27 protein-coding genes and 1 tRNA gene are annotated in these 25,569 nt (G+C 67.7%); 8 read left to right on the forward strand and 20 right to left on the reverse strand.

The features are described 5' to 3' along the window. Window positions 1–12: 12 nt before the first annotated feature. Both ACF8LI_RS18200 and ACF8LI_RS18205 read right to left on the reverse strand, forming a co-directional pair. The gene (locus ACF8LI_RS18200) at window positions 13–450 is read right to left on the reverse strand and encodes a hypothetical protein (protein WP_392413668.1); all 438 of its coding nucleotides are present in this window, start codon (window positions 448–450) and stop codon (window positions 13–15) included. A 374-nt stretch (window positions 451–824) separates the two neighbouring features. Beyond that, entirely contained in the window at window positions 825–1,715 is an 891-nt protein-coding gene (locus ACF8LI_RS18205) for a LysR family transcriptional regulator (RefSeq protein WP_233094530.1), read from the reverse strand. A gap of 110 nt (window positions 1,716–1,825) precedes the next feature. Here ACF8LI_RS18205 and ACF8LI_RS18210 point away from each other — a divergent pair, with 110 nt between their 5' ends. Genes ACF8LI_RS18210 through ACF8LI_RS18220 form a run of 3 tightly spaced genes read left to right on the forward strand, consistent with a single transcriptional unit; the run spans window position 1,826 to window position 3,605 of the window. Beyond that, entirely contained in the window at window positions 1,826–2,989 is a 1,164-nt protein-coding gene (locus tag ACF8LI_RS18210; RefSeq protein ID WP_392413670.1) for an MFS transporter, read from the forward strand. A gap of 9 nt (window positions 2,990–2,998) precedes the next feature. After that, the gene (locus tag ACF8LI_RS18215) at window positions 2,999–3,214 is read left to right on the forward strand and encodes a hypothetical protein (protein WP_392413672.1); all 216 of its coding nucleotides are present in this window, start codon (window positions 2,999–3,001) and stop codon (window positions 3,212–3,214) included. Then, entirely contained in the window at window positions 3,186–3,605 is a 420-nt protein-coding gene (locus ACF8LI_RS18220) for a DUF4440 domain-containing protein (protein ID WP_392413674.1), read from the forward strand. The genes ACF8LI_RS18215 and ACF8LI_RS18220 overlap by 29 nt, the downstream gene beginning before the upstream one ends. A 22-nt stretch (window positions 3,606–3,627) precedes the next feature. Here ACF8LI_RS18220 and ACF8LI_RS18225 read toward each other — a convergent pair whose 3' ends face one another. The 4 genes from ACF8LI_RS18225 to ACF8LI_RS18240 are packed head-to-tail and all read right to left on the reverse strand — an operon-like array spanning window position 3,628 to window position 7,998. Continuing rightward, window positions 3,628–4,581: a glycosyltransferase family 32 protein gene (locus ACF8LI_RS18225; RefSeq protein WP_238001599.1), complete on the reverse strand. Its 954-nt coding sequence runs from the start codon at window positions 4,579–4,581 to the stop codon at window positions 3,628–3,630. Then, window positions 4,578–5,615, reverse strand: a complete 1,038-nt coding sequence (locus ACF8LI_RS18230; protein WP_392413676.1) for a glycosyltransferase family 2 protein — start codon at window positions 5,613–5,615, stop codon at window positions 4,578–4,580. The genes ACF8LI_RS18225 and ACF8LI_RS18230 overlap by 4 nt, the downstream gene beginning before the upstream one ends. Beyond that, window positions 5,612–6,733: a glycosyltransferase gene (locus tag ACF8LI_RS18235; protein WP_154833189.1), complete on the reverse strand. Its 1,122-nt coding sequence runs from the start codon at window positions 6,731–6,733 to the stop codon at window positions 5,612–5,614. Before ACF8LI_RS18235 ends, ACF8LI_RS18230 begins: the two co-directional genes overlap by 4 nt. Further along, a complete protein-coding gene (locus tag ACF8LI_RS18240; protein ID WP_392413679.1) occupies window positions 6,730–7,998 on the reverse strand; it encodes an O-antigen ligase family protein in 1,269 nt (422 codons plus the stop codon). Before ACF8LI_RS18240 ends, ACF8LI_RS18235 begins: the two co-directional genes overlap by 4 nt. 131 nt (window positions 7,999–8,129) lie before the next feature. On the opposite strand from ACF8LI_RS18240, the gene ACF8LI_RS18245 reads away from it, so the two are divergent. Then, window positions 8,130–8,996 carry a capsular polysaccharide synthesis protein gene (locus ACF8LI_RS18245; protein WP_392413681.1) on the forward strand — a complete coding sequence of 289 codons (867 nt, stop codon included), beginning with the start codon at window positions 8,130–8,132 and terminating at the stop codon, window positions 8,994–8,996. A gap of 31 nt (window positions 8,997–9,027) precedes the next feature. On the opposite strand, the gene ACF8LI_RS18250 is transcribed toward ACF8LI_RS18245, so the two are convergent. The 4 genes from ACF8LI_RS18250 to radA all read right to left on the reverse strand — a co-directional run bounded on the left by ACF8LI_RS18250 (window position 9,028) and on the right by radA (window position 12,256). Next, complete coding sequence (locus ACF8LI_RS18250) at window positions 9,028–9,237, reverse strand: zinc-finger domain-containing protein (protein ID WP_012202256.1); 210 nt, start codon at window positions 9,235–9,237, stop codon at window positions 9,028–9,030. Window positions 9,238–9,358: 121 nt separating this feature from the next. Further along, window positions 9,359–10,297: a branched-chain amino acid transaminase gene (locus ACF8LI_RS18255; RefSeq protein WP_016453623.1), complete on the reverse strand. Its 939-nt coding sequence runs from the start codon at window positions 10,295–10,297 to the stop codon at window positions 9,359–9,361. A 44-nt stretch (window positions 10,298–10,341) separates the two neighbouring features. After that, window positions 10,342–10,791 (reverse strand): glycerate kinase, encoded by a 450-nt coding sequence (locus ACF8LI_RS18260; protein WP_212646702.1) that lies wholly within the window; start codon window positions 10,789–10,791, stop codon window positions 10,342–10,344. A 79-nt stretch (window positions 10,792–10,870) separates the two neighbouring features. Beyond that, a complete protein-coding gene (gene radA / locus ACF8LI_RS18265; RefSeq protein WP_392413684.1) occupies window positions 10,871–12,256 on the reverse strand; it encodes a DNA repair protein RadA in 1,386 nt (461 codons plus the stop codon). A 142-nt stretch (window positions 12,257–12,398) separates the two neighbouring features. Here radA and ACF8LI_RS18270 point away from each other — a divergent pair. Next, window positions 12,399–12,475 (forward strand) — tRNA-Met (locus tag ACF8LI_RS18270). 68 nt (window positions 12,476–12,543) lie between these two features. On the opposite strand, the gene ACF8LI_RS18275 is transcribed toward ACF8LI_RS18270, so the two are convergent. Then, on the reverse strand, window positions 12,544–13,359 hold the full coding sequence (locus ACF8LI_RS18275; protein ID WP_017407487.1) for a siderophore-interacting protein: 816 nt from the start codon (window positions 13,357–13,359) through the stop codon (window positions 12,544–12,546). 96 nt (window positions 13,360–13,455) lie between these two features. On the opposite strand from ACF8LI_RS18275, the gene ACF8LI_RS18280 reads away from it, so the two are divergent. Further along, entirely contained in the window at window positions 13,456–13,896 is a 441-nt protein-coding gene (locus tag ACF8LI_RS18280) for a MarR family winged helix-turn-helix transcriptional regulator (protein ID WP_016448589.1), read from the forward strand. Here the strand turns inward: ACF8LI_RS18280 and alr are convergent, their stop codons facing one another. Further along, window positions 13,897–15,000, reverse strand: a complete 1,104-nt coding sequence (gene alr / locus ACF8LI_RS18285) for an alanine racemase (protein WP_392413686.1) — start codon at window positions 14,998–15,000, stop codon at window positions 13,897–13,899. A gap of 134 nt (window positions 15,001–15,134) precedes the next feature. On the opposite strand from alr, the gene lplT reads away from it, so the two are divergent. Next, window positions 15,135–16,436 carry a lysophospholipid transporter LplT gene (gene lplT, locus ACF8LI_RS18290; RefSeq protein ID WP_016448591.1) on the forward strand — a complete coding sequence of 434 codons (1,302 nt, stop codon included), beginning with the start codon at window positions 15,135–15,137 and terminating at the stop codon, window positions 16,434–16,436. Window positions 16,437–16,499: 63 nt separating this feature from the next. Beyond that, window positions 16,500–17,399 carry a DMT family transporter gene (locus tag ACF8LI_RS18295; protein WP_016448592.1) on the forward strand — a complete coding sequence of 300 codons (900 nt, stop codon included), beginning with the start codon at window positions 16,500–16,502 and terminating at the stop codon, window positions 17,397–17,399. Window positions 17,400–17,426: 27 nt separating this feature from the next. Here ACF8LI_RS18295 and ACF8LI_RS18300 read toward each other — a convergent pair whose 3' ends face one another. The 8 genes from ACF8LI_RS18300 to ACF8LI_RS18335 all read right to left on the reverse strand — a co-directional run bounded on the left by ACF8LI_RS18300 (window position 17,427) and on the right by ACF8LI_RS18335 (window position 25,142). After that, window positions 17,427–17,945, reverse strand: coding sequence for an AmiS/UreI family transporter (locus ACF8LI_RS18300; protein WP_017407488.1), 519 nt, complete (start codon window positions 17,943–17,945; stop codon window positions 17,427–17,429). 295 nt (window positions 17,946–18,240) lie between these two features. Continuing rightward, window positions 18,241–19,107 (reverse strand): ProQ/FinO family protein, encoded by an 867-nt coding sequence (locus tag ACF8LI_RS18305; RefSeq protein WP_047218853.1) that lies wholly within the window; start codon window positions 19,105–19,107, stop codon window positions 18,241–18,243. A gap of 84 nt (window positions 19,108–19,191) precedes the next feature. Next, window positions 19,192–20,442, reverse strand: coding sequence for a glycolate oxidase subunit GlcF (gene glcF / locus ACF8LI_RS18310; RefSeq protein ID WP_392413689.1), 1,251 nt, complete (start codon window positions 20,440–20,442; stop codon window positions 19,192–19,194). A 61-nt stretch (window positions 20,443–20,503) separates the two neighbouring features. Beyond that, window positions 20,504–21,286, reverse strand: coding sequence for a YoaK family protein (locus tag ACF8LI_RS18315; RefSeq protein WP_012202244.1), 783 nt, complete (start codon window positions 21,284–21,286; stop codon window positions 20,504–20,506). Window positions 21,287–21,311: 25 nt separating this feature from the next. Continuing rightward, window positions 21,312–22,451 carry a glycolate oxidase subunit GlcE gene (gene glcE, locus ACF8LI_RS18320; RefSeq protein WP_392413691.1) on the reverse strand — a complete coding sequence of 380 codons (1,140 nt, stop codon included), beginning with the start codon at window positions 22,449–22,451 and terminating at the stop codon, window positions 21,312–21,314. A 192-nt stretch (window positions 22,452–22,643) separates the two neighbouring features. Continuing rightward, a complete protein-coding gene (gene amt, locus ACF8LI_RS18325; protein WP_026062912.1) occupies window positions 22,644–24,017 on the reverse strand; it encodes an ammonium transporter in 1,374 nt (457 codons plus the stop codon). Between the two features lie 31 nt (window positions 24,018–24,048). After that, the gene (locus ACF8LI_RS18330) at window positions 24,049–24,387 is read right to left on the reverse strand and encodes a P-II family nitrogen regulator (RefSeq protein ID WP_012202241.1); all 339 of its coding nucleotides are present in this window, start codon (window positions 24,385–24,387) and stop codon (window positions 24,049–24,051) included. 23 nt (window positions 24,388–24,410) lie between these two features. Next, a complete protein-coding gene (locus ACF8LI_RS18335; RefSeq protein ID WP_016448601.1) occupies window positions 24,411–25,142 on the reverse strand; it encodes a TorF family putative porin in 732 nt (243 codons plus the stop codon). Window positions 25,143–25,569: the final 427 nt, after the last annotated feature.

Here is a 25,569-nt window from a genome sequence, read left to right on the forward strand (position 1 = left end):
GCCGCCTGCGGCTCAGCCGCGCCGGTGCTGCCACTCCACACGTTCCACCAGGTCCCTGAGCAGGTCGAAATGCCAGCGGGTGCGCTTGAGCAGGCGGCCGTAGCGCGAGCGGGGGAAGCGGTAGGCGCCATCGGCCAGTTCGATGGCGCAGGACGCCAGGTGCCACTGCTGCTCGAACGCCTGGTGGCTGTCCGGCGGGTCGGCGCGCATGCGGCGTATGTGCGCCAGCGCCAGCTCCACCGCGCATTCCACGTCGAACTGGCGGGCCTTGCGGTCGGGCTTTTTGCCACAGACCTCGGCCAGGGTGACCAGCCGCCCCTCGATGACGACCAGACAGACATGCATGGCCTGCCAGGCGCTGGGCCAGTCGGAAGGCCTTGCGGCTGGCGGCCGCTTGGGCAAAGGCTGCGCCTGCACTGCCGCGCCGGCAGTGTTTTTGCGGGATGTCATGGGGTCAGCCCTCCTGATAGAGAAGAGGGCTGGAAGGGGCAAGCGCAGCGCTGGGGCTGGCAAGGATGGGGAGGGTCATGGTCTGTTTTCCTACGAGATCACAGAAAACCACCGGTTGAGTTTCTACGCACAACAGGTGGGCGTGGTGGTTAGAAACACGTCCGTAGCCGTGCGGGCGTCCTTGCGGATAGCCCCCACCACGCCCGAAACCATGCGGACAGGCGCAAGCAAATGCGCCAATCCGACGAGATAAGGCATGACAAAGCCCCGCTTTAAGGTGGGGGCTGCAACCTCACGGAAGGTGTTTCTACGCACCGGGCCTTTCGGCTTGCGGGCAGTTTAACGGGGCCAGGGCGGGCCGGCCAGCCGAGCCCTCAATCCCGGCCCAGGTGCTCGCACAGGAAGTCGATGAACACGCGGGTCTTGCGCGGCAGGTGGCTGCTGTCGGGAAAGACCACGCTGATGGGCTGGGGCGGCAGGGCGTGGTCCGGCAGCACGCGCTGCAGCACGCCGCCGGCCAGGTCGTCCTCCACAAACCACGCAGGCAGCACCGCCACACCCAGCGAGGACCGGGCCAGGGCGCGGATGGCGGTGGAGGAGTTGGATTGGTGGGCCGCCCGGCCCACCACGTCCACACCCTGGCCGCCGGCAGTGCGCAGCGTCCAGGCCGTGGGGTGGGCGAGGTTGCTGTTGGCAATCCAGGGCAGGTCTGCCAGGTCTTCGGGCCTGCGCACGGGATGGCTGCGCAGGAAGGCGGCCGAGGCCACCAGCACGATGTCGTAGCCGGCCAGCCTGCGGCTTTTGAAGCTGGAGTCCGCCAAGTGGCCCAGGCGCACGACCAGGTCCAGCTTTTCGGCCACCAGGTCGCTCAGTGAAGAGTTGACGTCATAGGCCACCGAGATGCCCGGGTAGCGCTCCAGGAAGGCCGGGATCAGCGGAAGAATGTACTTCTCCCCGTATTCGCTGGTGGTGCTGATGCGCAGCCGGCCCGCGATGCGGTTGCCGCTGTGCATGGCGTTGTCGAAGGCGCTGCCCACGTCGCGGACGATGCCCTTGAACTCGTCGTAGAACTCCCGCCCGGTTTCCGTCAGGGCGATGCTGCGGGTGTTGCGCACCAGCAGGGCCACCGACAGCGCCTCTTCCAGCGCCTTGACATGCAGGCTGGCCATGGCCTTGCTGATGCCCAGGAAGTCCGCCGCCCTGGTGTACGAGCCGAAATCCACCACGGCCAGAAAGGTCTGCGCGCGGTGGAGCAGCGTGTGCATGGCCGGGCTTGCGGGGGGCATTGTTCAATCCAGTCAAACAAAGAGTCCAGCATAGCCCCATCGACGTGGCCGCCCGCGCTCTTTAGTCTTGCCCCTCCTGAAAGCGCAAGATGACATACCGATACCGCCTGGCCACCGTTTTCCTGATGGGTTTCTTCGTCGACTGCATCAACATCTTCATGCCCGCCGTCGCGCTGCCCACGATTGCGGCCGAATTCCATGTGGGCATCTCGGCCGGGGCCTGGGTGGCCAATGCCTACATGCTGGGACTGACGCTGGCCATTCCCCTCGCCCCCTGGCTGGCCGACCGCTGGGGCGCGCGCGGGCTGATGGCGGGCTCCATGCTGGCATTCGCCGTGGCCGCCTGGGCCTGCGGCGAGGCGGGCAGCTTCGGCCAGCTGGTGGGCTGGCGCTTCATCCAGGGTATGGCGGGCGGCCTGGTGATCCCAGTGGGCCAGGCCCTGGTCTTCAACCGGTTCCAGGGACCGGAGCGCGCGCGAGTCTCCACGCTGGTCATGGCCGTGGCGCTGATTGCACCGGCCCTCTCGCCCTGGCTGGGCGGGCTGATCGTGGACCACGGCTCCTGGCGCTGGGTGTTCCATTCCAATATTGCGCTGGCCCTGGCCGCCGCAGGCCTGGCCTGGCTGTGGGTGCGCGATGCACCGGCCACGGCCCGGCAGCGGCCGGACCTCAAAGGCCTGGTGCTGGTCAGCGCCGCGCTGGCCGCCTGGCTGCTGGGCATGTCGCTCTATGGCGCAGGCCAAGGTTCGGGCCAGGGCCTGGCGCTGGCCTGGCTGGGCATGGCGGCGGGCCTGGCCTTCACGGTGCTGTATGCCATCCATGCCCGCAAGACGGCCCACCCCATTGTGGAACTGCAACTGCTCAAAAGCCCGCGCCTGCGTATGTCGGTGGCCGTCTACCACGCCATTCCCGGCGTGTTCACCGGCGTGAACCTGCTCAACATCTTCTACCTGCAGGACATGCTGCACCTGAGCGCGCAGGCCACAGGCCGATTCATGATGGTCTACGCAGGCGGCGCCCTGGTGTCCATGCTGGTGGGCGGCCGGCTGTACAACCGCGCGGGCGCACGGCCCCTGTTCATCGCCAGCATGGTGCTGCACAGCCTGGGCATTGCGGCGCTGGCCGCCGTGGCGGCCCCCGCCGACCCCTGGCTGCTGGTGGCCGCCTACGGGCTGATGGGCCTGGGCGGCGGCCTGGGTGCCAATACCGCGCAGACGACGGCCCTGCTGGACTTCGATGGCCGGCAGACGTAGCAGGCCAGCGTGATCTGGAACCTCAACCGGCAGATGGCCTTCAGCGTGGGCGCTGCGTTCTTCCTGATGGTTTTCAACATGCTCGCCACCCGCCTGGACGCAGGCCGGGCCTATCACATGACGTTTCTGATCGCATCGCTGGCAGGGCTTGTGCCCCTGCTGCACCTGCGATCGCTGCACACCCTCGAGGACCACCATGCAAGACAACAAGCCCATCGACCGTGACATTGACATCGGCATCGCCGAACGCAGCATCCACCGGGTGCACGAGCTGATCCACACCGTCTTCACCCAACCAGCGGGCGCACAGGCCGCGCTGCAGGCGCTGATGCCGCAGTTCAGCCCGGAGTTCAGCATGGTGACCACCACGGGCAGACTCGTCGGCCTGGACGATGTGGAACAGATGTTCCGGCGCGCGGCCGGCCAGCGGCCAGGGCTGGAGATATGCGTCTGCGACATGCAGCCCATATGGCGGGACGCGGCCGGCCTGGCCATGCGCTACCTGGAAACCCATCGCCTGGACGGCGTGGAGACCTCGCGCCGATCAGTCGTGATCCTCAAACGTGCGGGCCAAGGGGTGCTGTGGCACTACCTGCATGAGACGGCAATGGGCTGATGGTCCAGCGCGCGCTCGCCGCTCAGCCCCGCAGGTATCGGTCGGCGATGCTGCCGGGCACGTAGAGGCCGCGCTCCAGATAGAAGTCCAGCTTCTTGCGGTCGGGGGCGCGCAGCTTGATCAGCGGCACGGGCGCCTGTTCGGCGCGCGAGAACATCAGGCGGATCTTGAGCGGGGTGCGGCCCCAGTTACCCTGCACGTGCAGGAAGAAGGGTCCGTCCTCGGCCTTGGCCAGCCGCAGCCGGTAGCTGCCGCCGGCGCGCAGCACGCGCTGCATGGCCAGGTGCATGCTCAGGTAGGCGGGCATGTCGATGCCCTGGCGCAGTTGCTCGTATTCGCCGGCCTGCTGGAGCTGGGCGATATAGGCCTCGCCCGTCTGCGGCAGGACCTGCTCCACGTATTCCTTGTGCAGGGCCGCGATGAAGGCGCTGCCCGGAGGCGCGGCCATGAGCCAGTTCTCGACCACGGGCACCTGCGGGTCGCGGGTGTAGCGCTCCAGGTAGTAGGCGACGAGGTCGGCGCCGCTGCGCTGCTGCTGCTCCAGCAGCCAGTCCAGCGGCTCGGTGAGGATGGTGCTGGCGTCCAGCCAGATGCCGCCGTGGCGGTGCAGCAATTCCAGGCGCAGCCAGTCCGAGCGCTTGGCCACGGGCAGCTGCTGCAGGTTGCCGGGCAGTTGCGGCACGTATTGCGGCAGTTGCGCGTCGTTGAGGATGCGCAGGCTGTAGCCGGGGTTCAGGCGGGCCCAGTTGTCAAAGCAGCGCTGTATGAGCAGCGGCACCGAGTCGCCGTTCCAGTAGGCCCAGATGATGCGGGGAATGGGCGTGGAGACGGGCACGGGCGCCGCAGGCCCGATGTCATGGCTGCGGAAGTCGGGCGCGGGACCCTGCTCCAGGCGGCGTGGGAAGGTGGCGTAGAAGCGGCGCATGCCGGCCGCCAGCCACAGCTCGCCACGGGTTTTCAGTTTCAGGCCGCTCATGCAGGGGCTCCCGGTGTTCCCAGCTGCTGCGCGCGGCGCTCCCAGCGGCGCAGCTTCCAGGCGCGCAGCCACCAGCCGCGCCGCAGATAGGCCTGGCGCAGGGCCGGCAGGGACAGCGGGGAGATGCGGCCGAAGTCCGCCAGGAACTGTTGCGCCAGCGCCTGCCGCTGCGCGGGCGGCATGTCCCGCTGCCGGTCGAGAAAGCGCAGGGCGCCGATGAGGTTGCGCGCAGCCTGGTGCGCCCAGGCGAACTGCAGGCGCCCGTCGTTGCGCAGCGCATCATCTTGCAGGGCTTGCACGGCCTGCGCCAGCGGCCACAGGGCGGCGGACTGGTCTGCCGCCTTGGCAGGCGTCATGGAGGCAAGGATGGAGTTGGCACGCTGCCGGTAGGCCACCCAGGGCTGGGGGTGGTAGTAGAAGCTGCTGCAGCGCAGCGCCATCTGCGGCATGGTCATCATGTCTTCGAAATAGCGGCCTGCAGGAAAGCGCAGGCCGGCATCCCACAGGCTGCGGCGCGAGATCTTGGACCAGGCATGCAGCTGGCCCGTGCGCAGCAGGCCGGCCAGCAGGGCGCCCCGGTCCTGCGAGCGCTGCAGCGTGGGGCCCTGGAAGCTGTGCCGGTGCGCCTCGCCGCGCAGGCGGTGCTTGAGGCGCGGGGCCTCGCGCCAGACGGAGAAGTCGCAGAGCACGGCATCGGGCGCATGTTGTTTCACGATGGCCGACAGCCCGGTAATCGCGCCGGGCAGCAGCTTGTCGTCGGAGTCCAAAAACCACAGGTAGTCGCCCGTGGCCGCATCGATCATGGTGTTGCGCGCCGCGCTCAGGCCGGCGTTGCGCTCATGCTGCATGAGCTGCAGGCGGCCGGGCCAGCGCTGGTCCAGCTGCTGCATCAGGGCCCAGGAGCCATCGGTGGAGCAGTCGTCCAGCACCAGCACCTGCACGCCGGCATCGGCCTGGTCCATGACGGACTGCAGGCATTCCTCCAGGTAGGGCACCACGTTATAGACGGGCACCAGGATGCTGAGCCAGGTCACGGACGCTCCCCCTGCAGCAGGCGGGCGAACAGGTCTTCGTACTGGCCGGTCATGCGCTGCAGGCTGTAGTGCGAAAGGGCTTCCTGCCGCGCGGTGGCGGCCATGCGCACGGCGGCTTCGTCATCCTGCAGCGCCTGCTGCAGGGCGTCGGCCAGCGATTCAGGGTCGGCGTGCGCGGCCAGCAGGCCGTTGTCGCCGGGCCGCACCACTTCCTGCACGCCCACCACGCGGCTGCCCACCACCACGCAGCCCGCCGCCATGCCTTCCAGCAGGGACAGGGGCATGCCTTCGTAGTGCGTGGACAGCACGCAGACGCGGTGCGCGCGCAGCAGGCCGGGCACGTCGTTGCACATGCCGATGAATTGCACCTGGTCCTGCAGGCCCAGTTCGGCGCTGAGCCGCTGCGCCGCCTGCTGGGCGCGCGCCTTGCCGCCGCCGGCCAGGGTCAGCGTGGGCTTGAGGCCGCGCTGGCGCAGCACGGCCAGCGCGCGCAGCAAGGTGGCATGGTCCTTTTGCCGCGCAAAGCGCGCGGCCATGACGATGTCCGGGCGGCGCTGCAGCAAGGGGGGCGGCTCCTGCAGATAGGGCTCGGGCCGGATGCCGTTGCTGATGGCCATGAGCTTGGCCGCAGGAAATCCACGGTCCTGCAGGCTCTGGCGCACGCCTTCGGAGCAGCCGACGATGGCGGCCGTGCGCTCGGTCAGCCACAGGGCCTGCGCCAGCCGCCAGCGCGTGTAGCGCTCGCGCGAGTTGTGTTCCACATGCACCAGGCAGGGCACGCCGGCCCACAGCGCGGCAAATCGGCCCCACAGGTGGTCGCTGAACCCATGGGCGACGACGATGTCCGGCCGGAAGTCCAGGCAGATGCGGCGCAGCTGCCAGACGGTGGCGGCATGGGACCAGCCGGCCACCACGTCGACATCGATGCCGCCGTCGCGCAGCTTCTGCACGCGTTCATCGGAGGTATTGCGCTTGCGCCGCAGCACCAGCCGGGCGTCGAAGCGGCCCGACGCGCGGTGCGCGGACACCAGGTCCACCGCCACCTGGGTGGCACCCGAGAAGCCGCCCGTCACGAAGTGCAGCACCCGGGGCCGGGCCATGGTGGCGCGGTCCGTCACCGCACGGCTCCGCTGGCCCTTTCCAGGCCATGCAGCGATGACCACAGGGCCACCACGAGGAAGACGAAGAAGACGATGCCGCTGTTGTGCACGAAAAATTGCTGTGACATGCCGAACGCCAGGTACATGGCTGGCATCAGGCTGCCCAGGATACGCAGCAGCAGGGCCTCGCGCCAGGGGGTGCTGTCCGCAGGCCACAGCGCCATGCGCCGCCGCGAGGGCCAGAACAGCCACAGCAGCGAGATGAACAGTGCCGCCTGCAGCAGCACGCCCGGCACGCCGAGCTTGACCCAGATGTCCAGGAAGTCGTTGTGGATGAAGTTGTATTCGCGGATGGAGCGTCCATAGTCACCCGCGTCCACGCGCCGGTGCATCTCGTCCACATAGCCCTGCATGCCCCAGCCCAGCAGGGGCTTCTCGCCGATCATCTGCACGGCCAGCCGGTACTGCTCCAGCCGGGTGCCCAGCGAGGTGTCGGAGTTGCCGGAATGCAGGTAGTTGCTCACATCCAGGTAGACCTCGTCGACGCGCTCGCTGACGCGGGGTATGAAGGCCATCACGGTGGCCAGCGCCACCACGATTGCAGCGCAGCCCAGCAACAGGCGCCCGAAGTACTGCGGGCGGTACATGCGCACCAGCACCATCAGCATGAGGAACATCGGCAGCAGCGCCAGCCAGCCCCCCCGCGAGCCCGACAGCAGCGAAGCCAGCGCACCCATTGCAGCGGCCGCCAGCACCAGCAGGCGCCACAGCAGGGAGCGCTGGTGCCAGAAGGACATGGCATAGATGCAGGAGAAGCAGCCCAGCAGCAAGGCCATGTTGCCCCACTGGATGGCATTGGTGTAGCCCGTGGCCCGTTCCATGCCCAGCACGCAGACCTGCCACAGGGCCATGAAGCCCGCGCCTGCGCTGCCCAGCGGAATGCCCCACAGGAAGATCCGCGCCGTGGGCGGATAGCACATGGCGAACAGCAGGCTGACCGCGCCCAGGATGAATTTCACGGGCCGGTCGAACTGCCCGGTGCCCCCGTCCAGCACGGACAGGAAGTACCACATCACCGCCATGCCCAGGAACAGCGCGACCAGCAGCCAGGTGCCGTTGGACTGCCGGTATCTGACCCAGCGAGGCAGAAAACACAGGGCGCCCAGGACCATGAGGCCGGCGCCATAGGAATAGCCCGAGCGCAGCCACAAGGCCAGCCCGGGCACCAAAATAGCGGCCAGGGTCGTGAGGAGCCCTGGCAGCTTCGACTTGTCAAATCTCATCAAGACCGCAACTTTCTGCCCCAAAATGCGGGCATTCCGCTTTCCATCCGCTCATGAAAAAAATTCCTGCGGTCTTATTCAGGCTGCTCCATCGCTGGGCGGCGCCTTCCAAAATCGGCGCAGATTACACCATGCCTGCGCCCTTGCAGCTGCCCCCATCGCCCCCGGCAGCCGATGGTCTTGCAGCGGACATCCCGAAAACGATCTGGACGTACTGGAACCAGTCCGGCCTGGATCCCTTCGTCCAGCAGTGCGTGGACAGCTGGCGGCGGCAGTGCCCGGATCACCAGGTCATCGTCGTGACGCCAGAGAACCTGGGCCAGTACGTCGCCTGCGGCGACCTTCCTGCGGCGTTTGCCGAACTCCATCCCACCAAGCAATCGGACTGGCTTCGCCTGTACCTGGTGGCACACCACGGCGGCTACTGGTTCGACGCCACCACGCTGCTGACCGCGCCACTGGACTGGATGGGCGCCTGCCCCGGCGCAGGCGCTGCCGAGCTGGCAGGCTTCTACCTTGAGGGCTTCACCAGGGACAGGCGCTACCCCGTGATCGAAAGCTGGTCATTCTGCGCTCCGGCCGGCTCGCGCTTTGTATCGGAATGGCAAAAGGAGTTTCACCAGGCGCTGATCGTGGACGGCCCCGAGGCCTATCTGCAGCGCCTGCAGTCGCGGCCCGACGCCGCCGAGGTGCTGCAGGGCATTCCCGATCCAAATTACCTTCTGATCCATGTGACGGCCCAGCAGGTGATGCGGCGCCTGCCCGATGCCCGGCTCACGCTGTTCAAGGCCGAGGACACGGCCTTCTTCTATCACTCTGCCCTGCGCTGGAAGTGGTACCTGCTCTACCCCCAGCTGTGCCTGGCGAAGGCGCCGCAGGTGGCGGCGCCCATCGTCAAGCTGCGCGGCGGGGAGCGGCGCCATTTCACGGACATGCTGGCTTTGCACGGAGGTGCTGCGCCCGGCAGCATCTGGAGCCGCGCGCTGTCGGCGCGCTGAGACACACAAAGCGGGCCGAGGCCCGCTTTGTTCAATGCCCGCCTGCGAAGACTTCGCCCGCTTTCAGGCGGTACAGCGTGCCGCAGTAGGGGCACTTGGCTTCGCCGGTGTGGGCCACGTCCAGGTAGACCTTGGGATGGCTGTTCCACAGCTTCATGTCGGCCTTGGGGCTGGGGCAGAACACGCCGCCCTGGGCGTTGAGGTCCTTGGCCGCCAGTTCGACGGTGGCATTCGTTGTCATGCTTGCTTATCTCTTTCGTGGGTATCTGTCATTTTCATCGCCGGGCCGCCCCAAGATGAAAAGCACCCCCTCGGGGGGCAGTGGACCTTGCAAAGCAAGGGTAGCGTGGGGGTCATTTTTCTCAGACCCGAGTCAGCCAATGGGCGTACTTGGGGTTGCGGCCGTTGACGATGTCAAAGAAGGCCTGCTGGATCTTTTCGGTCAGGGGGCCGCGGCTGCCCGCGCCGATCTCGATGCGGTCCACCTCGCGGATGGGCGTGACTTCGGCGGCCGTGCCGGTGAAGAAGACTTCATCGGCGATGTACAGCTCGTCGCGCGTGATGCGCTTTTGCACCACCTCCAGGCCGAGGTCCTTGCAGATGTGCATCACGGTATTGCGCGTGATGCCGTTGAGCGCGCCGGCCGACAGGTCGGGCGTGTAGACCACGCCGTCCTTGATGACGAAGATGTTCTCGCCCGAGCCCTCGGAGACGAAGCCCGAGGCGTCCAGCAGGATGGCCTCGTCGTAGCCGTCGTCCAGCGCCTCGGTGTTGGCCAGGATGGAGTTGGTGTAGTTGCTCACCGCCTTGGCCTGGCTCATGGTGATGTTCACATGGTGGCGCGTGAAGCTGGAGATCTTCACGCGGATGCCGCGCTGCATGCCTTCCTCGCCCAGGTAGGCGCCCCAGGCCCAGGCAGCCACCATCAGGTGGATGGTGTTGCCCTTGGGCGAGACGCCCAGCTTGCGGTCGCCGATCCAGGTCAGCGGGCGCAGGTAGCACGATTCCAGCTTGTTGGCACGCACGACCTCCACCTGGGCCTGGTTCACCGCTTCCTGGGTGAACGGGATCTGCATGCGCAGGATCTTGGCGCTGTTGAACAGTCGCTTGGTGTGGTCTTCCAGGCGGAAGATGGCCGGCCCCTGTTCGGTCTTGTAGGCCCGAACGCCCTCGAATGCGCCGCAGCCGTAGTGCAGCGTGTGGGTCAGCACGTGGATCTTGGCATCGCGCCAGTCCACCAGCTGTCCATCCATCCAGATCTTGCCGTCACGATCGGCCATCGAGGGAACAACGGGGCTCATAGAAACATCCTTGGGGGTATTGAACAGAACACCAACCCGCTATTTTAGGGCGCGGGGGCTGCCTCGGGGGCCGCCGCCGCCGTCTCGGGTTGCGGTTCGGGTTCGGGCGTGGGGCGCACCAGGGTCCACTTCACGAGCCGGCCATGCATGAACTCGCAGGTCACATGGGATTGCGTGCCGTCGGTCCAGCGGTAGATCTCGGGATGCTGGCCGTCTTCGGACAGGCGCTCGCCCAGGGAGCGCGTCATGGCCACCACGTGCATCAGCGAGACCTTGGGCTTGAGCTTGACGTTGAGCATCACGGCGCTGCCCACATAGCCCATGGGACGGTCCGAGGCCTTCTTCATGATGGACATCAGCCGCGTGAAATGCAGCAGCAGCCACATCATGATGCCGCCGCCCACGGCAACCACGCCCATCCAGCCATAGGACTGGTGCGCAGCCACCAGCAGTACGAGCAGACCCAGGGGAATCAGGATATTGCGCAAATTCATGGCGCCGATTGTCTTATGGAGGCGCCGCAGGGCCGCTGCGGACAGTGCGTATGCCCCCGCAATGCGCTCGGCAAGAGCGTCAGCCCATCCCTCGGACGATGTTCATGGCCTCGTCCACGCGTTCCACGGCATGAACGGTCAGACCCGGGATGGCCTTCTTGGGCGCATTGGCCTTGGGTACCACGGCCATGGTGAAGCCCAGCTTGGCCGCTTCCTTCAGGCGCTCCTGGCCGCGCGGCGCGGGGCGCACTTCGCCGGCCAGGCCCACTTCGCCAAAGGCGAGGAATCCCTTGGGCAAGGCGCGGCCACGCAGGCTGGAGGTGATGGACAGCATCACGGCCAGGTCGGCCGCAGGCTCGCTGATGCGCACGCCGCCCACGGCGTTGACGAACACATCCTGGTCCGCGCAGGCCACGCCCGCGTGGCGGCTGAGCACGGCCAGCAGCATGGCCAGCCGGTCGCGGTCCAGGCCCACGGACAGGCGCCGGGGCGCGGGGCCGCCCTGGTCGACCAGGGCCTGTATTTCCACCAGCATGGGCCGCGTGCCCTCCAGCGTGACCAGCACGCAGGAGCCCGGCACCGGCTCGCTGTGCTGGGACAGGAAGATGGCGCTGGGGTTGGTGACGCCCTTGAGGCCCTTCTCCGTCATGGCGAAGACGCCGATCTCGTTGACGGCGCCAAAGCGGTTCTTGATGGCGCGCACCAGGCGGAAGTTGCTGTGCGTGTCGCCCTCGAAGTAGAGCACGGTGTCCACCATGTGCTCCAGCACGCGCGGGCCGGCCAGGGCGCCTTCCTTGGTCACATGGCCGACCAGGATCACGGTGATGCCCGTGGTCTTGGCCGCGCGCGTGAGGTGGGCCGCGCATTCGCGCACCTGGGCCACCGAGCCCGGCGCCGAGGACAGCTGGTCCGAGTACACGGTCTGAATGGAGTCGATGACGACCACGGCCGGCTGCGTGGCCTCAATGGTGGCGAGGATCTTCTCCAGCTGGATCTCGGCCAGCACATTGACCTGGCTGGCCTCCAGCCCCAGGCGGCGCGAACGCAGCGCGACCTGGGCACCGCTTTCCTCGCCGGTCACATACAGCGTGGGCAGGCCCACGCGGTGCAGCGCATCCATGGCCTGCAGCAGCAGGGTGGACTTGCCGATGCCGGGGTCGCCACCAATCAGCACCACGCCGCCTTCGACAATGCCGCCGCCCAGCACGCGGTCCAGCTCCTCGATGCCGCTGGGCGTGCGCGCCACGTCCTGGGCCTCGATGGCCGACAGCGGCATCACGGCCTGGGCGTTGGCCAGGCCCGCATAGCCCTGCGGCTGGCTGAGCCGGTTCTTGCCCGCGCCCGCAGGCTCGGCAACGGCCTCGATCAGCGAATTCCAGGCCCCGCAGGCCGGGCACTTGCCCAGCCAGCGCGGGCTGGAGCCGCCGCAGGCATTGCAGATGAACGTGGTTTTGTCTTTGGCCATGGGTTGGGCACTATACCGAGCGGTGGCTGCCGCCCCGCCCGCCTGCCTGTTGTCTAACGCAGTTGCGTGACAAAGAGATATCGGTTATAGTTACCTTCTTCGCTGCACAAAATGCGGTGAAACGAAATTACTGCGGAATTACCGCGCGATGGAGCAGTCTGGTAGCTCGTTGGGCTCATAACCCAAAGGTCGGAGGTTCAAATCCTTCTCGCGCAACCACCACGAAAAAAAGCCCACTTCGGTGGGCTTTTTTTCGTCTGTGCCTTTCTTGCTTTTCTCCACGCAGGTCAGCTGGGATCGTTCAGGTCTTCATGGTGGTCTGCCTGGCCCTGCTTCCAGTACGAGGCCACGCGCATGCGCTTGGGCGCGGCGCCCTTGGCCAGCAGCAGGCGCCGCAGCTCGGCCATGGCGCTATGCTCGCCCGCCGCCCAGATATATCCGTCGTCGTCCTGGGGAAGCTCCAGCGCCTGCACGGCGTCGGCCAGCGATTCGACCCAGGCACAGTCCAGCTGGGCCGTGCTCTTCCACTGGCGGCGGTCGGCAGGGTTGCGCAGCTGCACGCGCACCACGGCGCGGCTGCCGGCGGGCAGCTCGGCCAGGCGCCGCTCGATGGCGGGCATGGCGGTCTCGTCGCCGAACAGCCAATGCCATGGCAGGTTGGCCGAGATCACCAGGCTGCCGCGCGGCCCGGCCAGGCCCACCCACTGGCCCAGGGGCGCGGTCAGCGCCCATTCGGTGGCGGGGCCGGCATCGTGCAGTGCGAAATCCATGATGAGGTTCTGGCGCGCAGCGTCGTAGCGCAGCGGCGTGTAGTCGCGCAAGGTGGGGCGCTCGTCCTCCACGAAGGTGGGGCGGCCATCGAGCAGCACGGGAAGCGCGGGCAGTTCGCGCCCGGCCTGCGGCAGGATGAGCTTGACGTGGTCGTCAAAACCGGCGCTCACGAAGTCCTCCAGCTCGGGTCCGCCCAGGGTCAGGCGCACAAAGCCGGGGCTGGGCTGCTCGCGCGAGAGCAATTGCACATGGCGGGCGCGGAAGGGATGGCGGACACGGTGGACGACGGGGGCAGGCGCCACGGCAGAGTTGGCTGGATTGGGCAAGTTCATTGGCGAGACGGCCTGTGACGGCCTAGAATGTTGATTTAGTCCACCAATTCTCTGTCATCCGTTGACTTTGTCAACATATTTCCACAAGACCCTGCCATGAATGCCTCCCTGCCCGCCGATATCTTCGAGGCCATGCACGAGCTGCTGCACCTGTTCCGCTCGCGCATGCGCGAGGACATGGAGTCCATGGAGCCCGGGCTGACGCCCAACGAGGTGCGCGTGCTGATGTACGTGGGCCGGCACCCGGGCCGCACGCAAAGGGATCTGGTCGACCACAGCCACATGGACAAGGCCCAGCTCGCGCGCATGCTGGCGCAGCTGCAGGAGCAGGGATGGCTGGACCGCGAACCGGACGCCCGCGACCGCCGCGTGCGCTGCCTGAGCCTCAGCCCCCAGGGCCAGGCCCTGTTCGACCGGCTGCGCCAGTCGCGCCAGGCGCTGGCGGCGCGGCTGCTCAAGGATTGGGAGCCTGCCGCGCAACAGCAGATGATGGCGCTGCTGGAGCGGGCCAGGGACAGCGTCCAGGCCGCGCCCTGATCAATCGACGGCCTTGTTCACGCGCGGCGCGACGGCGCACATGAGTTCATAGCCCAGCGTGCCGGCCGCCTCGGCCACCTCGTCGATGGGCAGCACGGCGCCGTTGCTGGCGCGGCCCCACAGCGTGACTTCGCTGCCCATGCAGGCATCGGGCACGGGCGTCAGGTCCACGGCCAGCATGTCCATGCTCACGCGGCCCAGGGTGCGGGTGCGCACGCCGTCGACCAGCACGGGCGTGCCGGTGCCGCAGTGGCGCGGATAGCCGTCGGCATAGCCGCAGGCCACGGTGCCCAGGCGCACGGGAGCTTCGGCCGTGAAGCGCGATCCATAGCCCACGCTCTGCCCCGCAGCCAGCTGCTGCACGCCGATGATGCGCGAGCTCAGGGTCTGCGTGGGCTGCAGGCCCCAATGGGCCGCCGTATGCTGCGGATAGTCGGGCGAGCTGCCGTACAGCACGATGCCAGGCCGCACCCAGTCGCAGCGCACCTGGGCATCGTCGCCATGGCGCAGCGTGGCGGCACTGTTGCCCACGCTGCGCTCGCCGGGCAGGTCGCACGTGGCGTCGTGAAAGCGCTGCAGCTGCGCGGAGATGCCCGACTGGCCAGCGCCTGCGTCGGCATCGCTGAAGTGGGTCATGAACGAGATTTCCTCCACCTGGGGCAAGGCATTGAGCCGGGCCCAGGCCGCGCGAAAGCGCTCGGGCGTGAAGCCCAGGCGGTTCATGCCGGAGTTCATCTTGAGGAAGACGCGGTGGCCGTTCTGCGTCTTGTGCGCGGCCAGCCAGTCGATCTGGGCGTCGCAATGCACGGCATGCCAGATGGACAGGCGCGAGCAAAGCTCCAGGTCGCGCGGCTCGAACACGCCCTCCAGCAGCAGGATGGGGCCGCGCCAGCCCAGCTGGCGCACGCGCTCGGCCTCGGCCAGGTCCAGCATGGCGAAGCCGTCGGCGCCGCGCAGGGCCTCGAACACGTTTTCGATACCGTGGCCATAGGCGTTGGCTTTGACCACGGCCCACAATTTGGCATCGGGGACCGCTTGCCGCACCCGCTCCAGATTGTGGCGAAGCGCGGCGGAATGGATGGTGGCAAGAATGGGACGCGGCATGGTTTTCACTCAGTCAGAAGCTTGGGATTCTGGCACTGCCGGCCAAAGGCCGCGTGATATAACCGCCAGTCACTTGCCACGGGGCCCTTATTTAACCGGTCAGCAGCCCTGCGGCTGACCCCATCTGCCTATCCATGAAGCGCGGTTTCTACACCATCATGTCAGCGCAGTTCTTCAGCTCGCTGGCAGACAACGCCCTGTTCGTGACCGCCGTGGAACTGCTGCGCACCAATGGCGCCCCCGAGTGGCAGCGCGCCGCCCTGGTGCCCATGTTCGCGCTGTTCTACGTGATCCTGGCCCCCTTCGTCGGCGCCTTTGCCGACGCCCTGCCCAAGGGGCGGGTGATGTTCATCAGCAATGCGATCAAGATCGTGGGCTGCCTGATGATGCTGTTCGGCAACCATCCGCTGATCGCCTACGCCGTGGTCGGCCTGGGCGCAGCGGCCTACTCGCCCGCCAAGTACGGCATCCTCACCGAGCTGCTGCCCGCCTCCCAGCTGGTCAAGGCCAATGGCTGGATCGAGGGGCTGACCATCACCTCCATCATCCTGGGCGTGCTCGTGGGCGGGCAGTTGCTGAGCCCGGGCATCTCGACCCATCTGCTGGACTTCGACCTGCCGCTGCTGGACACGGGCGTGGACACTGCGGCCGAGGCGGCGATTGCCGTGCTGGTCGGCGTCTATGCGCTGGCCGCCTGGTTCAACCTGCGCATTCCGCTGACCGACACCATCCTGCGCCCGCTGCGCCAGGACCCCAGCAAGAGCCTGCTGGCCAACACCCTGGCCCTGCTGCCCGACTTCTGGACCTGCAGCCAGCGGCTGTGGGGGGACAAGCTGGGCCAGATCTCGCTGTCCACGACCACGCTGTTCTGGGGCGTGTCGGGCAATCTGCGCTACATCGTGCTGGCCTGGGGCGCGGCGGCCCTGGGCTACGGCACCTCCCAGGCATCGGCCCTGGTGGGCGTGGTGGCCATCGGCACGGCGGCAGGCGCCATCCTCGCATCCATGCGCATGCGGCTGGACAACGCCACGCGCGTCATTCCGCTGGGCATCACCATGGGCCTGCTGGTGATCGCCATGATCTTCATCCACAGCGTGTGGGTGGCCATTCCCTTCCTGATCCTGCTGGGCGGCCTGGGCGGCTTCCTGGTCGTGCCCATGAATGCGCTGCTGCAGCACCGCGGCCACAACCTCATGGGCGCGGGCCGCTCGATTGCCGTGCAGAACTTCAACGAGCAGGCCTGCATCCTGGCGCTGGGCGCCTTCTATGCGCTGTCCACCAAGTTCGGGCTGTCGGCCTTTGGTGCCATCACGGTGTTCGGCCTGGTGGTGGCCGGCATCATGTGGCTGATCGGACGCTGGCACAGGAACAACCTGCGCCAGCATCCCGAGGAAGTCGAGCGCCTGCTGGCGATTGCCCGCAAGGATTGCCACTAGCCTGCCCTTGTCCCCACGGCGTCCGGAGCAGGCCTTGCCTGCCCGGGCGTTTTTCATTGCCCCATGCATAGCCCGCTGCCCGTTCTCGCCCTGCTGTTCAACACCCTGGTCTGGGGCCTGGCCTGGTGGCCGTTCCGCGCCATGCACGAGGCTGGCCTGCATCCGCTGTGGGCCACGGCGCTGATGTATGCCCTGGTGCTGGCGGGGCTGGTGGCGCTGCGCCCGGCCAGCCTGCGCCAGGCGCTGCAGTACCCGGCCCTGATCCTGCTGGGCGCATGCGCGGGCAGCAACAACATCGCCTTCAACTGGGCCGTGACCATTGGCGACGTGGTGCGCGTGGTGCTGCTGTTCTATCTGATGCCCGCATGGTCGGTGCTGCTGGCCTGGAGGCTCCTGGGCGAGCGGCCCACGCCTGCTGCGCTGACGCGGCTGCTGCTGGCCTTCGGCGGGGTGGCGCTGGTGCTCGTGCCCGAGGGCACATTCAGCGGCGGCTCGCCCGGGCTGCTGCGCGGCCTGTCGCTGGCCGACGGCCTGGCACTGTTCGGCGGCTTCACCTTCGCGCTGACCAATGTGCTGCTGCGCCGCCTGCAGGCCGTGCCGGCGCAGGCGCGCATGCTGGCCATGTTCAGCGGCTGCATGGCGATGGGCCTGTTCAGCGCCTTTGCAGGCAGCAGCGTGGGCCTGGTGCCGCCGCTGCCGGCTCCGCAGGCCGGCTGGATGCTGATCGCCGCCGGCCTGGCCGTGCTGCTGATGCTGGGCAACTGGGCGCTGCAGTTCGGCGCCGCGCGCCTGCCGGCCGGCGTGACGGCCGTGGTCATGCTGGCCGAAGTGGTGTTCGCCAGCGTCTCCTCGGTGCTGATTGCAGGCGAGGTGCTGACGCCGCGCACGCTGCTGGGGGGCGCCTGCATCATCGCGGCTGCGCTGCTGTCTGCGCTGGCGCATGCACGACGGCGTGGGGCTTGACGCCCTGCCCGCACCAACGCTGCGCAATCAGCCCGTGAGCTGCCCGGCCAGCAGCAGGTAGCCCGGCAGCCAGCCCGTGAGCACGCCCTGCGCAATGCACAGCGCGCCCGTCATGCGGCCGATGTTGCGGCCCAGGGCCAGCAGCATGAAGAACATGGCCCACAGCACGGCCCAGGCCGCCCAGTTGGCGGCCATCCACCAGTCGATGGCAGTGCGGGCGCCGATCAGCGAATCGATGGCCACCGGCACGGCCGTGATCGCCACGAAGAGGCTGAACCAGCCCAGGCCCCGGCCATCGGCCCCCGTGAAGCGGTTGATGGCCACCCACAGGTAGGTGAAGGCGAACAGCAGGGTGAGCGCGCCGGTCTTGACAGAGGCCGCATCAGGCTCGGGCCCGAAGGCCGAGGCCAGGCCGATGATCAGCGAGACCAGGCCCGCGAACACGTTGATGACCCAGATCTCCCGGTCGGCAATGCGCCCCAGCATCCACAGGCCATTCAGGCACAGCACGGCGCCCACGTAGAACAACGACAAACCCAGCCACATCGCAAGTCTCCTTTTGCTTTTTTGCTTTGAAGTGCCTTGCGCGCCCTTGCCAGACCACGGGAACGAGCGCGCACGGCAAGGCGCCGCCGCCCCGTGGCCGGGTGCAGCGGCGTCCGTGAAACAGTTCATCCCCGGGCCCGCCCCTGGTGGGCATCTGCGTGCTGGCGGAAGGGTCCGCTGCAGAGATGCCGCCTGTGATCCAGGGCGGGTTCACCGGCGCGGCCCTTGCCGGGCACGCGGCGGTGGAGTGTGCCGGCAGGCGGTGCTGCCGGTCCTTGGTGCCGGTCCTTGTGCCTCAGGCCGCCTGCGTCTGCAGGCGGCGGCGGGCGCGTTCCAGCTGCTGCGCCACCTGGCGCGGGTTCATGCCGTACATGTCGGCAAAGCCGGCTTCGGAGGTCTGGCCGCTGGCCTCGAAGGCGCGCAGCAGAGCTTCGTCTCGTGCAGAACGCGCATCGGCTTCGGCCAGGGCCTCGGCCACCAGGGCGTTGGTGGCCTCGTCACGGCCCTGCACGCGCGCCGCATAGTCGTCGCGGGACAGGCCCGAGGCCTCGTAGGCGGCGATGATGCGGTTGCGCAGCTTGGGCGCCAGGTCCTCGGGCGAGCGGTGCTGGCGGCGGCGAAAGACCTCGATCAGCGCATGGTGCACATGCTCGGGCGCCATGGGCTCGACCGATTGGCCCTGCAGGTCATGACGCGCCTGGCCGCTGGCCACCACGGTGAGGTAGCGGCTGGAACGTGTGTGCTGGGACAGGGCCAGCTTGAGCTGGTCGCGGTCGATGGCTTCGGGATGGGCGGCCAGCAGGTCCTCGAAGATGCCGCGCTTGAGCGGCAGGGGCTGCTCGCCGAACAGGTTCGGATGCCATTGGGCTAGTTGCGCCAGCAGCGGGTGCTGGGTGCGCACAGGCCTGGATGCGGGAGCCTCGGCACTGCCGGCCGCGCCGGTTGCGGCGTCGGCGACGGGCTCGGAGGCCTTGCCCTTGTTGCGGCCACGTCCGCCGCGGCGCGAGCGCTTGCGGCCCTGGCCATCGGCGCTGGCGGCAGCCTGCGGCACAGTGCCGGCAGCGGCGTCCGCCGGCAGCGCGGCGTTCTGTTCTTGCGGTTCAGACACGGATTCAGTCATGGCGGAGCACATGGGCTTGGAGAAAACGAAACCCCGCATCATGCCAGCATTGCAAAGGCTTGCGCGGGCATAGTCCCCACGGCGTCGCGCATGCGGCACAGATGCGCGGGTGTTGCCCGGGTGGCATCAGGCCGGCAGGGCCTCGTCCAGCACCTCGATCCAGTGGCGCACCGGCACGTCCGTTCCGTTTTGCAGGTGGACGATGCAGCCCATGTTGGCCGAGAGGATGGCTGCAGGCCGCCGGGCATCGAAGCCTTCGGTCAGTGCGCCGATCTTGCGGTCGCGCAGCTGGTGCGAGAGTTCGGGCTGCAGCACCGAGTAGGTTCCCGCCGAGCCGCAGCACAGGTGCGACTCGGTGCGCGCCACGCGCAGCTCGAAGCCCAGCCTGGCCAGATGGGTTTCCACGCCGCCGCGCAGCTTTTGCCCGTGCTGCAGCGTGCAGGGCGGGTGGTAGGCCATGGGCGCGGCCGGTGCGCGCACCCTGCCCTGCAGGCGCTCGGCCAGCTCGGGCAGGAGCTCAGGCAGCAGCTCGCTCAGGTCGCGCGTGAGGGCGCTGATGCGGGCTGCCTTGTCCGCGTACTGCGTATCATCCTTGAGCAGGTGGCCGTATTCCTTGACGGTGACGCCGCAGCCCGAGGCATTCATGACGATGGCCTCCACCGCGCCGCTGTCCACCTGGGGCCACCAGGCGTCGATGTTGGCGCGCATTTGCGCCTTGCCGCCTTCCTGGTCGTTGAGGTGGAATTTCACGGCACCGCAGCAGCCGGCGTTGGGCGCGATCACGGTCTGTATGCCGGCCGCATCCAGCACGCGCGCGGTGGCGAAGTTGATGCGCGGCATCATGGCCGGCTGCACACATCCGGCCAGCAGCAGCACCTTGCGCACATGCTCGCGCACGGGCCAGGCGCCGGCATCCTGCGGCTGGGGCACTTTCTCGGCCAGGACTTCGGGCAGCAGGCCGCGCACGGCCTGTCCCAGCTTCAGGGCCGGGGCGAACAGCGGCGAGTTCAGCCCCTCCTTGAGCGCCCAGCGCCTGGCGCGCTCGCCGAAGGGGCGCGGCACCTGTTCCTCGACGATCTTGCGGCCTATGTCCACCAGGTGGCCGTACTGCACGCCACTGGGGCAGGTGCTTTCGCAGTTGCGGCAGGTCAGGCAGCGGTCCAGATGCTGCTGGGTGGCGCGCGTGGGGGTCTCGCCCTCCAGCACCTGCTTGATCAGGTAGATGCGGCCACGCGGCCCGTCCAGCTCGTCGCCCAGCAATTGGTAGGTCGGGCAGGTGGCCGTGCAAAAGCCGCAGTGCACGCACTTGCGCAAAATGGCTTCGGCCTCCTGGCCCTCGGGCGTGGCGCGGTACTGGGGTGCGAGTTGGGTCTGCATGGTGGGGCTCTTGTTGTATGGGTATCGGGGAACGGTCAGGCACGGCAGCCGGACACGGCGGTCATGCGCGAGGCGCGGCTCGCCGGCCCAGCAGCAGGGGCAACCGCGCACGGTCGGCCCACAGCGGCGGCAGGGACAGCAGGCACAGCACCACGGCCAGCGGCACGACGAAGACGAAGCCCAGGTGCCTGAAACCCAGCGCGCCCGCAATGCCGCCCAGCAGGAACATGGACAGCAGCCCTGCGAACAGCCGCAGCCGCACATGGTTGGCGTGGACCCGGTGCTCGGGCGGGCTGCCATGGCGATTCCAGTAGAGGGCTCGACCCAGCTCCATGCCCAGGTCGGTGATCACGCCCGTCATGTGCGTGGTGCGGATCTGCGAGGACGACATCTTGGTCACCGTGGCGTTCTGCAATCCCATGATGAAGGACAGCAGCAGCACGGCCAGCGGCACGGCGAACGGCGTGGGCCAGGCCAGCATGGCCGCGCCCAGCACGCCGAAGAGCAGCATCAGCGCGGCTTCCAGCAGCAGCGGCAGCGCATAGCTGCTGCGCAGCCGGTGGTGGCGCGCCCAGTTGACCAGCAGCGATGTCGCGGCCGCGCCGCACAGAAAGGCCAGCAGCGCGCCGCAGGCACTGAGCACCAGCGCCGTATTGCCCAGCACCAGGTTGTCGGCCAGCAGCGAGACAAAGCCCGTCATGTGCGAGGTATAGGAGTGCACCAGCAAAAAGCCGCCCGCATTCACCGCACCCGCGTTGAAGGCCAGCAACAGGCCCAGCGTGCGGTTGCTGGCCACCGTGCGGTGCCGGTCCGTGAGCAGGTGCAGGTGGTGACGCATGCGCATGGGCGGAGCCAGGCGTTGGCCCGACCTACCAGGCGGCGGCCAGCCGGCCGCGGTTGAAGATGCCCGCAGGATCGAAGGCCTGCTTGAGCCGTGCATGCAGCGCGGCCGTGGCATCGGCCGCCTGGGCGTCGAAATCGGGCTCGGCGCCGGGCTGCCCCGTTGCCTCGGAGCGGAACAAGGTGGCCGATCCGCCCGCTGCTTTTGCCAGCGCGCGAAGCGCATGGCCCAGCGCACGCGGCGCCTGTACCCAGCGCAGTGCGCCCTGCCATTCGATCAGGGGCCCCGTGCAGCCGTCAGGCAGCGCAAGCACCGGCGCCGTCTGCGGCACGGACAGGCGCCACAGCGCATGGCCCGGTGCGCGTGCGGTGAACCAGGGCAGCTGGTGCTCCCGGCAGGCCTGCCAGTCGGCCGCAGCGCTGTGCATGCGCTCGCCCCCCAGGCGCCCGCAGGCCGCCTGCACGGCGGCACGCGCACCGCGCAGGCGCAGGTACAGCACGCCCTGGGCCGCGCTGTCTTCCTGCAGCCAGCAACTGGCATTGAGCGGCAGCGGCTGTCCGCCCCAGGCATTGAGCCAGTCCAACGCCTGCTGCTGCGTGCATTCGAAGCGCAGCGTGGCCTCGGCCGGCGCCACGGGCAGCACCTTGAGGCTGACCTCGGTGATCAGGCCCAGCGTGCCCCAGGAGCCCGCCATCAGCCGCGAGACGTCGTAGCCCGCCACGTTCTTCATGACCTGGCCGCCATAGCGCAGCAGCTCGCCTTGGCCGTTGATCATCTCCAGCCCCAGCATGAAGTCGCGCACGGCGCCCACGCTGGCGCGTGAGGGGCCCGACAGGCCGGCGGCCACCATGCCGCCCACGGTGGCGCGGCCATCCGCTCCCTCGAAATGCGGAGGCTCGAAGGCCAGGCACTGGCCCTGTGCGGCCAGCAGGGCCTCGACCTCGGCCAGCGGCGTGCCGGCGCGTACGGTCACGACCAGCTCGCTGGGCTCATAGCTGACCACGCCGGCCAGCGCCCGCGTGTCCAGCAGTTCGCCCTGCAGGGCCAGTCCGTGGAAATCCTTGGTGCCGCCGCCGCGTATGCGCAGCGGCGTGGCGTCGGCCGCCGCGGCGCGCACGCGCTCGGCGATCTGGATGAGTTGGCTTTGGGCTGAATCCATGGCCTGCATGGTAGCGGCTGGGCCCTTTTGCGCCTCGGTGCGGGCCCGTGAATTTTTTGAACGGCGCGCTTGAAGTTCTGCGGGCGGCGCAAAACAGCCGGGACGAAAAGGCAAAGACGCCATCTCTGCAGCGGCTCCAAAGCAAAAAAGGCCCCGGTGCAAGCACCGAGGCCAATCCGCAATGAACTCCCTGGAAACCGATCAGCGGTAGTACGCCACCTCGCCGTGCGTGGTGATGTCCAGGCCCTGGCGCTCGGACTCTTCGCTGACGCGCAGGCCGACGACCAGATCGCAGATCTTGTAGGAGATGCCAGCCACCACGCCGGACCAGACGATGGTCAGCAGCACGCTCTTGACCTGCACCCACACTTGATGGCCCATGTTGAAGTTTGCCGGCTCGATGCCGCCCAGGCTGGAGGCGCAGAACACGCCGGTCAGGATGGCGCCCAGGATGCCGCCCACGCCGTGCACGCCGAACACGTCGCAGACGTCATCGACCTTGAGCAGCTTCTTGAGGCCGGACACACCCCACAGGCAGACGGGACCGGCGATCAGGCCCATGACGATGGCGCCCATGGGGCCCACGAGGCCGGCCGCCGGGGTGATGACCACCAGGCCGCCCACGGCGCCCGAGGCGGCACCCAGCATCGAGGCCTTGCCCTTGTGCAGGGCTTCAGCGGCCAGCCAGGAGATGGTGGCGGCGCCCGTGGCGACGATGGTGTTGATGAAGGCCAGGCCGGCGATGCCGTTGGCAGCACCTGCCGAGCCGGCGTTGAAGCCGAACCAGCCCACCCACAGCAGCGAGGCACCGACCATGGTCAGCGTCAGGCTGTGCGGAGGCAGGGCCTCACGGCCGAAGCCGATGCGCTTGCCCAGCATGTAGGAACCCACCAGTCCGGCGATACCGGCGTTGATGTGCACCACGGTGCCGCCTGCGAAGTCCAGCGCGCCGTCCTTGCCCAGCAGGCCGCCACCCCAGACCATGTGGGCCATGGGGATGTAGCTGAAGGTGAACCACAGCACCGAGAACAGGATCACGGCAGAGAACTTGATGCGCTCGGCGAAGGCGCCGACGATCAGGGCCACGGTGATGGCGGCGAACGTGGACTGGAAGGCCACGAACACGTACTCGGGAATGGTCGGCAGTGCGCCGGCCAGCGTGTCGGGCGCAATGCCCTTGAGGAAGATCTTGCCGAAGCCGCCGAAGAAGTTGCCTTCGCCCGCAAAGGTCAGCGAGTAGCCGTAGACGGCCCACAGCAGCGTGATCAGCGAGAAGATCACGAACACCTGGCACAGCACGGACAGCATGTTCTTGGTGCGCACCAGGCCGCCGTAGAACAGTGCCAGGCCCGGGATCACCATCAGGATCACCAGCATGGTCGAAGTCAGCATCCAAGCCGTGTCACCGGCGCTGAGCGCGGGGGCCGGCGCCTCGGCTGCGGCCGCGGCGGCGGGGGCTGCTGCAGCGGCCGCATCGGCAACGGCTGCAGCGGCGGCGGGCTCCTGTGCCAGGGCAGCGGCGCCTGCGGCCAGCAGGCCCAGCCCCAGGCCCATGGAAAGAAGTCGTTTGGTCATGGCAGTCTTTCGGGAAACGTGGGGTTGAAACTCACAGTGCGCTGTCGCCGGTCTCGCCGGTACGGATGCGGACGGCCTGCTCGATGGGCAGCACGAAGATCTTGCCGTCACCGATCTTGCCGGTGCGCGCAGCGGCCTCGATGGCATCGATCACCTGGTCCACCAGCGCGTCGGGCACGGCGGCCTCCAGGCGCAGCTTGGGCAGGAAATCGACCACGTATTCCGCGCCGCGGTACAGCTCGGTATGGCCCTTTTGGCGGCCGAAGCCCTTGACTTCGGTCACGGTGATGCCCTGCACGCCGATGTCGGAGAGCGCCTCGCGCACCTCGTCCAGCTTGAAGGGCTTGATGATGGCGGTCACCAGTTTCATGATGCTTAGCTCCTCAGGTCCGGTTACAGGGTCTTGGTCAGCGTCACGATCAGGCGGGCCTTGTTGACGTCACCAAAGTAAGACTTCTTGTTCGCACCCGTGACGGCCGCGCCCAGCGACACGCCGTCGCCGAAATCGTAGGCACCGCCCACGCTGTAGTCCATATAGTTGGGCACGCCCAGGCCCTTGATGTCGCTGGCAAAGCGCGTGAAGCCCAGCGAGGCCTTCACGGTCACCTTGGGCATGACTTCCTTGCTGAAGCCCAGCCACAGGTAGCCGGTATTGCGGCCCGACAGGCCCGAGCCGGCTTTCTCGCCCGCCCAGCCGAAGTAGTCCTTGGACACGGTGTGCGAATACTTGGCCGTGAACGGGCCGTACGTGGCCGCGCCATACAGCTCGGTGGTGTTGCCGCTGGAGTTGCCCGAGTACAGGTATTGCAGGGCCCCGAAGTCCAGGTCCACCTCGCCGGCCTTGAACTTGTAGCCACCGTAGAAGTCGGTTTCCAGGGAGTTGCCCGGCAGCCAGTCCACGCTGGAGTTCCAGTTGCCGATGTACCAGCCGCTGTCGCCGAAGGTGTAGTCGAAGCCGCCTTGCAGGGCAGGCTTGACGGCCTTGTTGCGTCCCGTGTCCTGGTCCTGTCCGCGGAACTTGTAGTTCGTCGTCAGGGACACATTGGCCGTGAGCTGGGCATGGGCCCAGAGCGGAGCGATGGCGACACAGGCGATGGCGAGCGACTTGAGGCTGGCACGGGACATGGGATCCTCCGGTTTGAAAAATTTCGTGACAACCGGGTTAAGCACGGACCGTGCCAGTCTTTTCTGCTGGGTGGGGCGCCTTCCGACCTACCAATGCAGCACCGCAGCATCCTCCCATGCACCGGCTTTGTGCAGAAGTTCTGCACCGTTACGGTGATAGCGGTCGCTCACATGGCATCTCACCAAAAATGCACCAAAAAAGTGCAAATGCTTTCATGCCCAGTACAGCACATTCCCAGGTCGCCTGCCACAGCACATGATCAGCCAAGACTGGATTACCTGATTTTGGAACATGCCTGATTGGATAGCCTGCCATTCAAATACATGCCTGTATCCAAGATGGGAAATTGCTTACATTTACAGGATGTATCTGACCCTGCATTTGATTGCCCTATAGCCATCGGCTTGTCTATGATCCCCGCTCACC

Origin of the sequence: Delftia sp. WSY_12 (assembly GCF_043104645.1) — a bacterium.
GTDB lineage: Bacteria > Pseudomonadota > Gammaproteobacteria > Burkholderiales > Burkholderiaceae_C > Comamonas > Comamonas tsuruhatensis.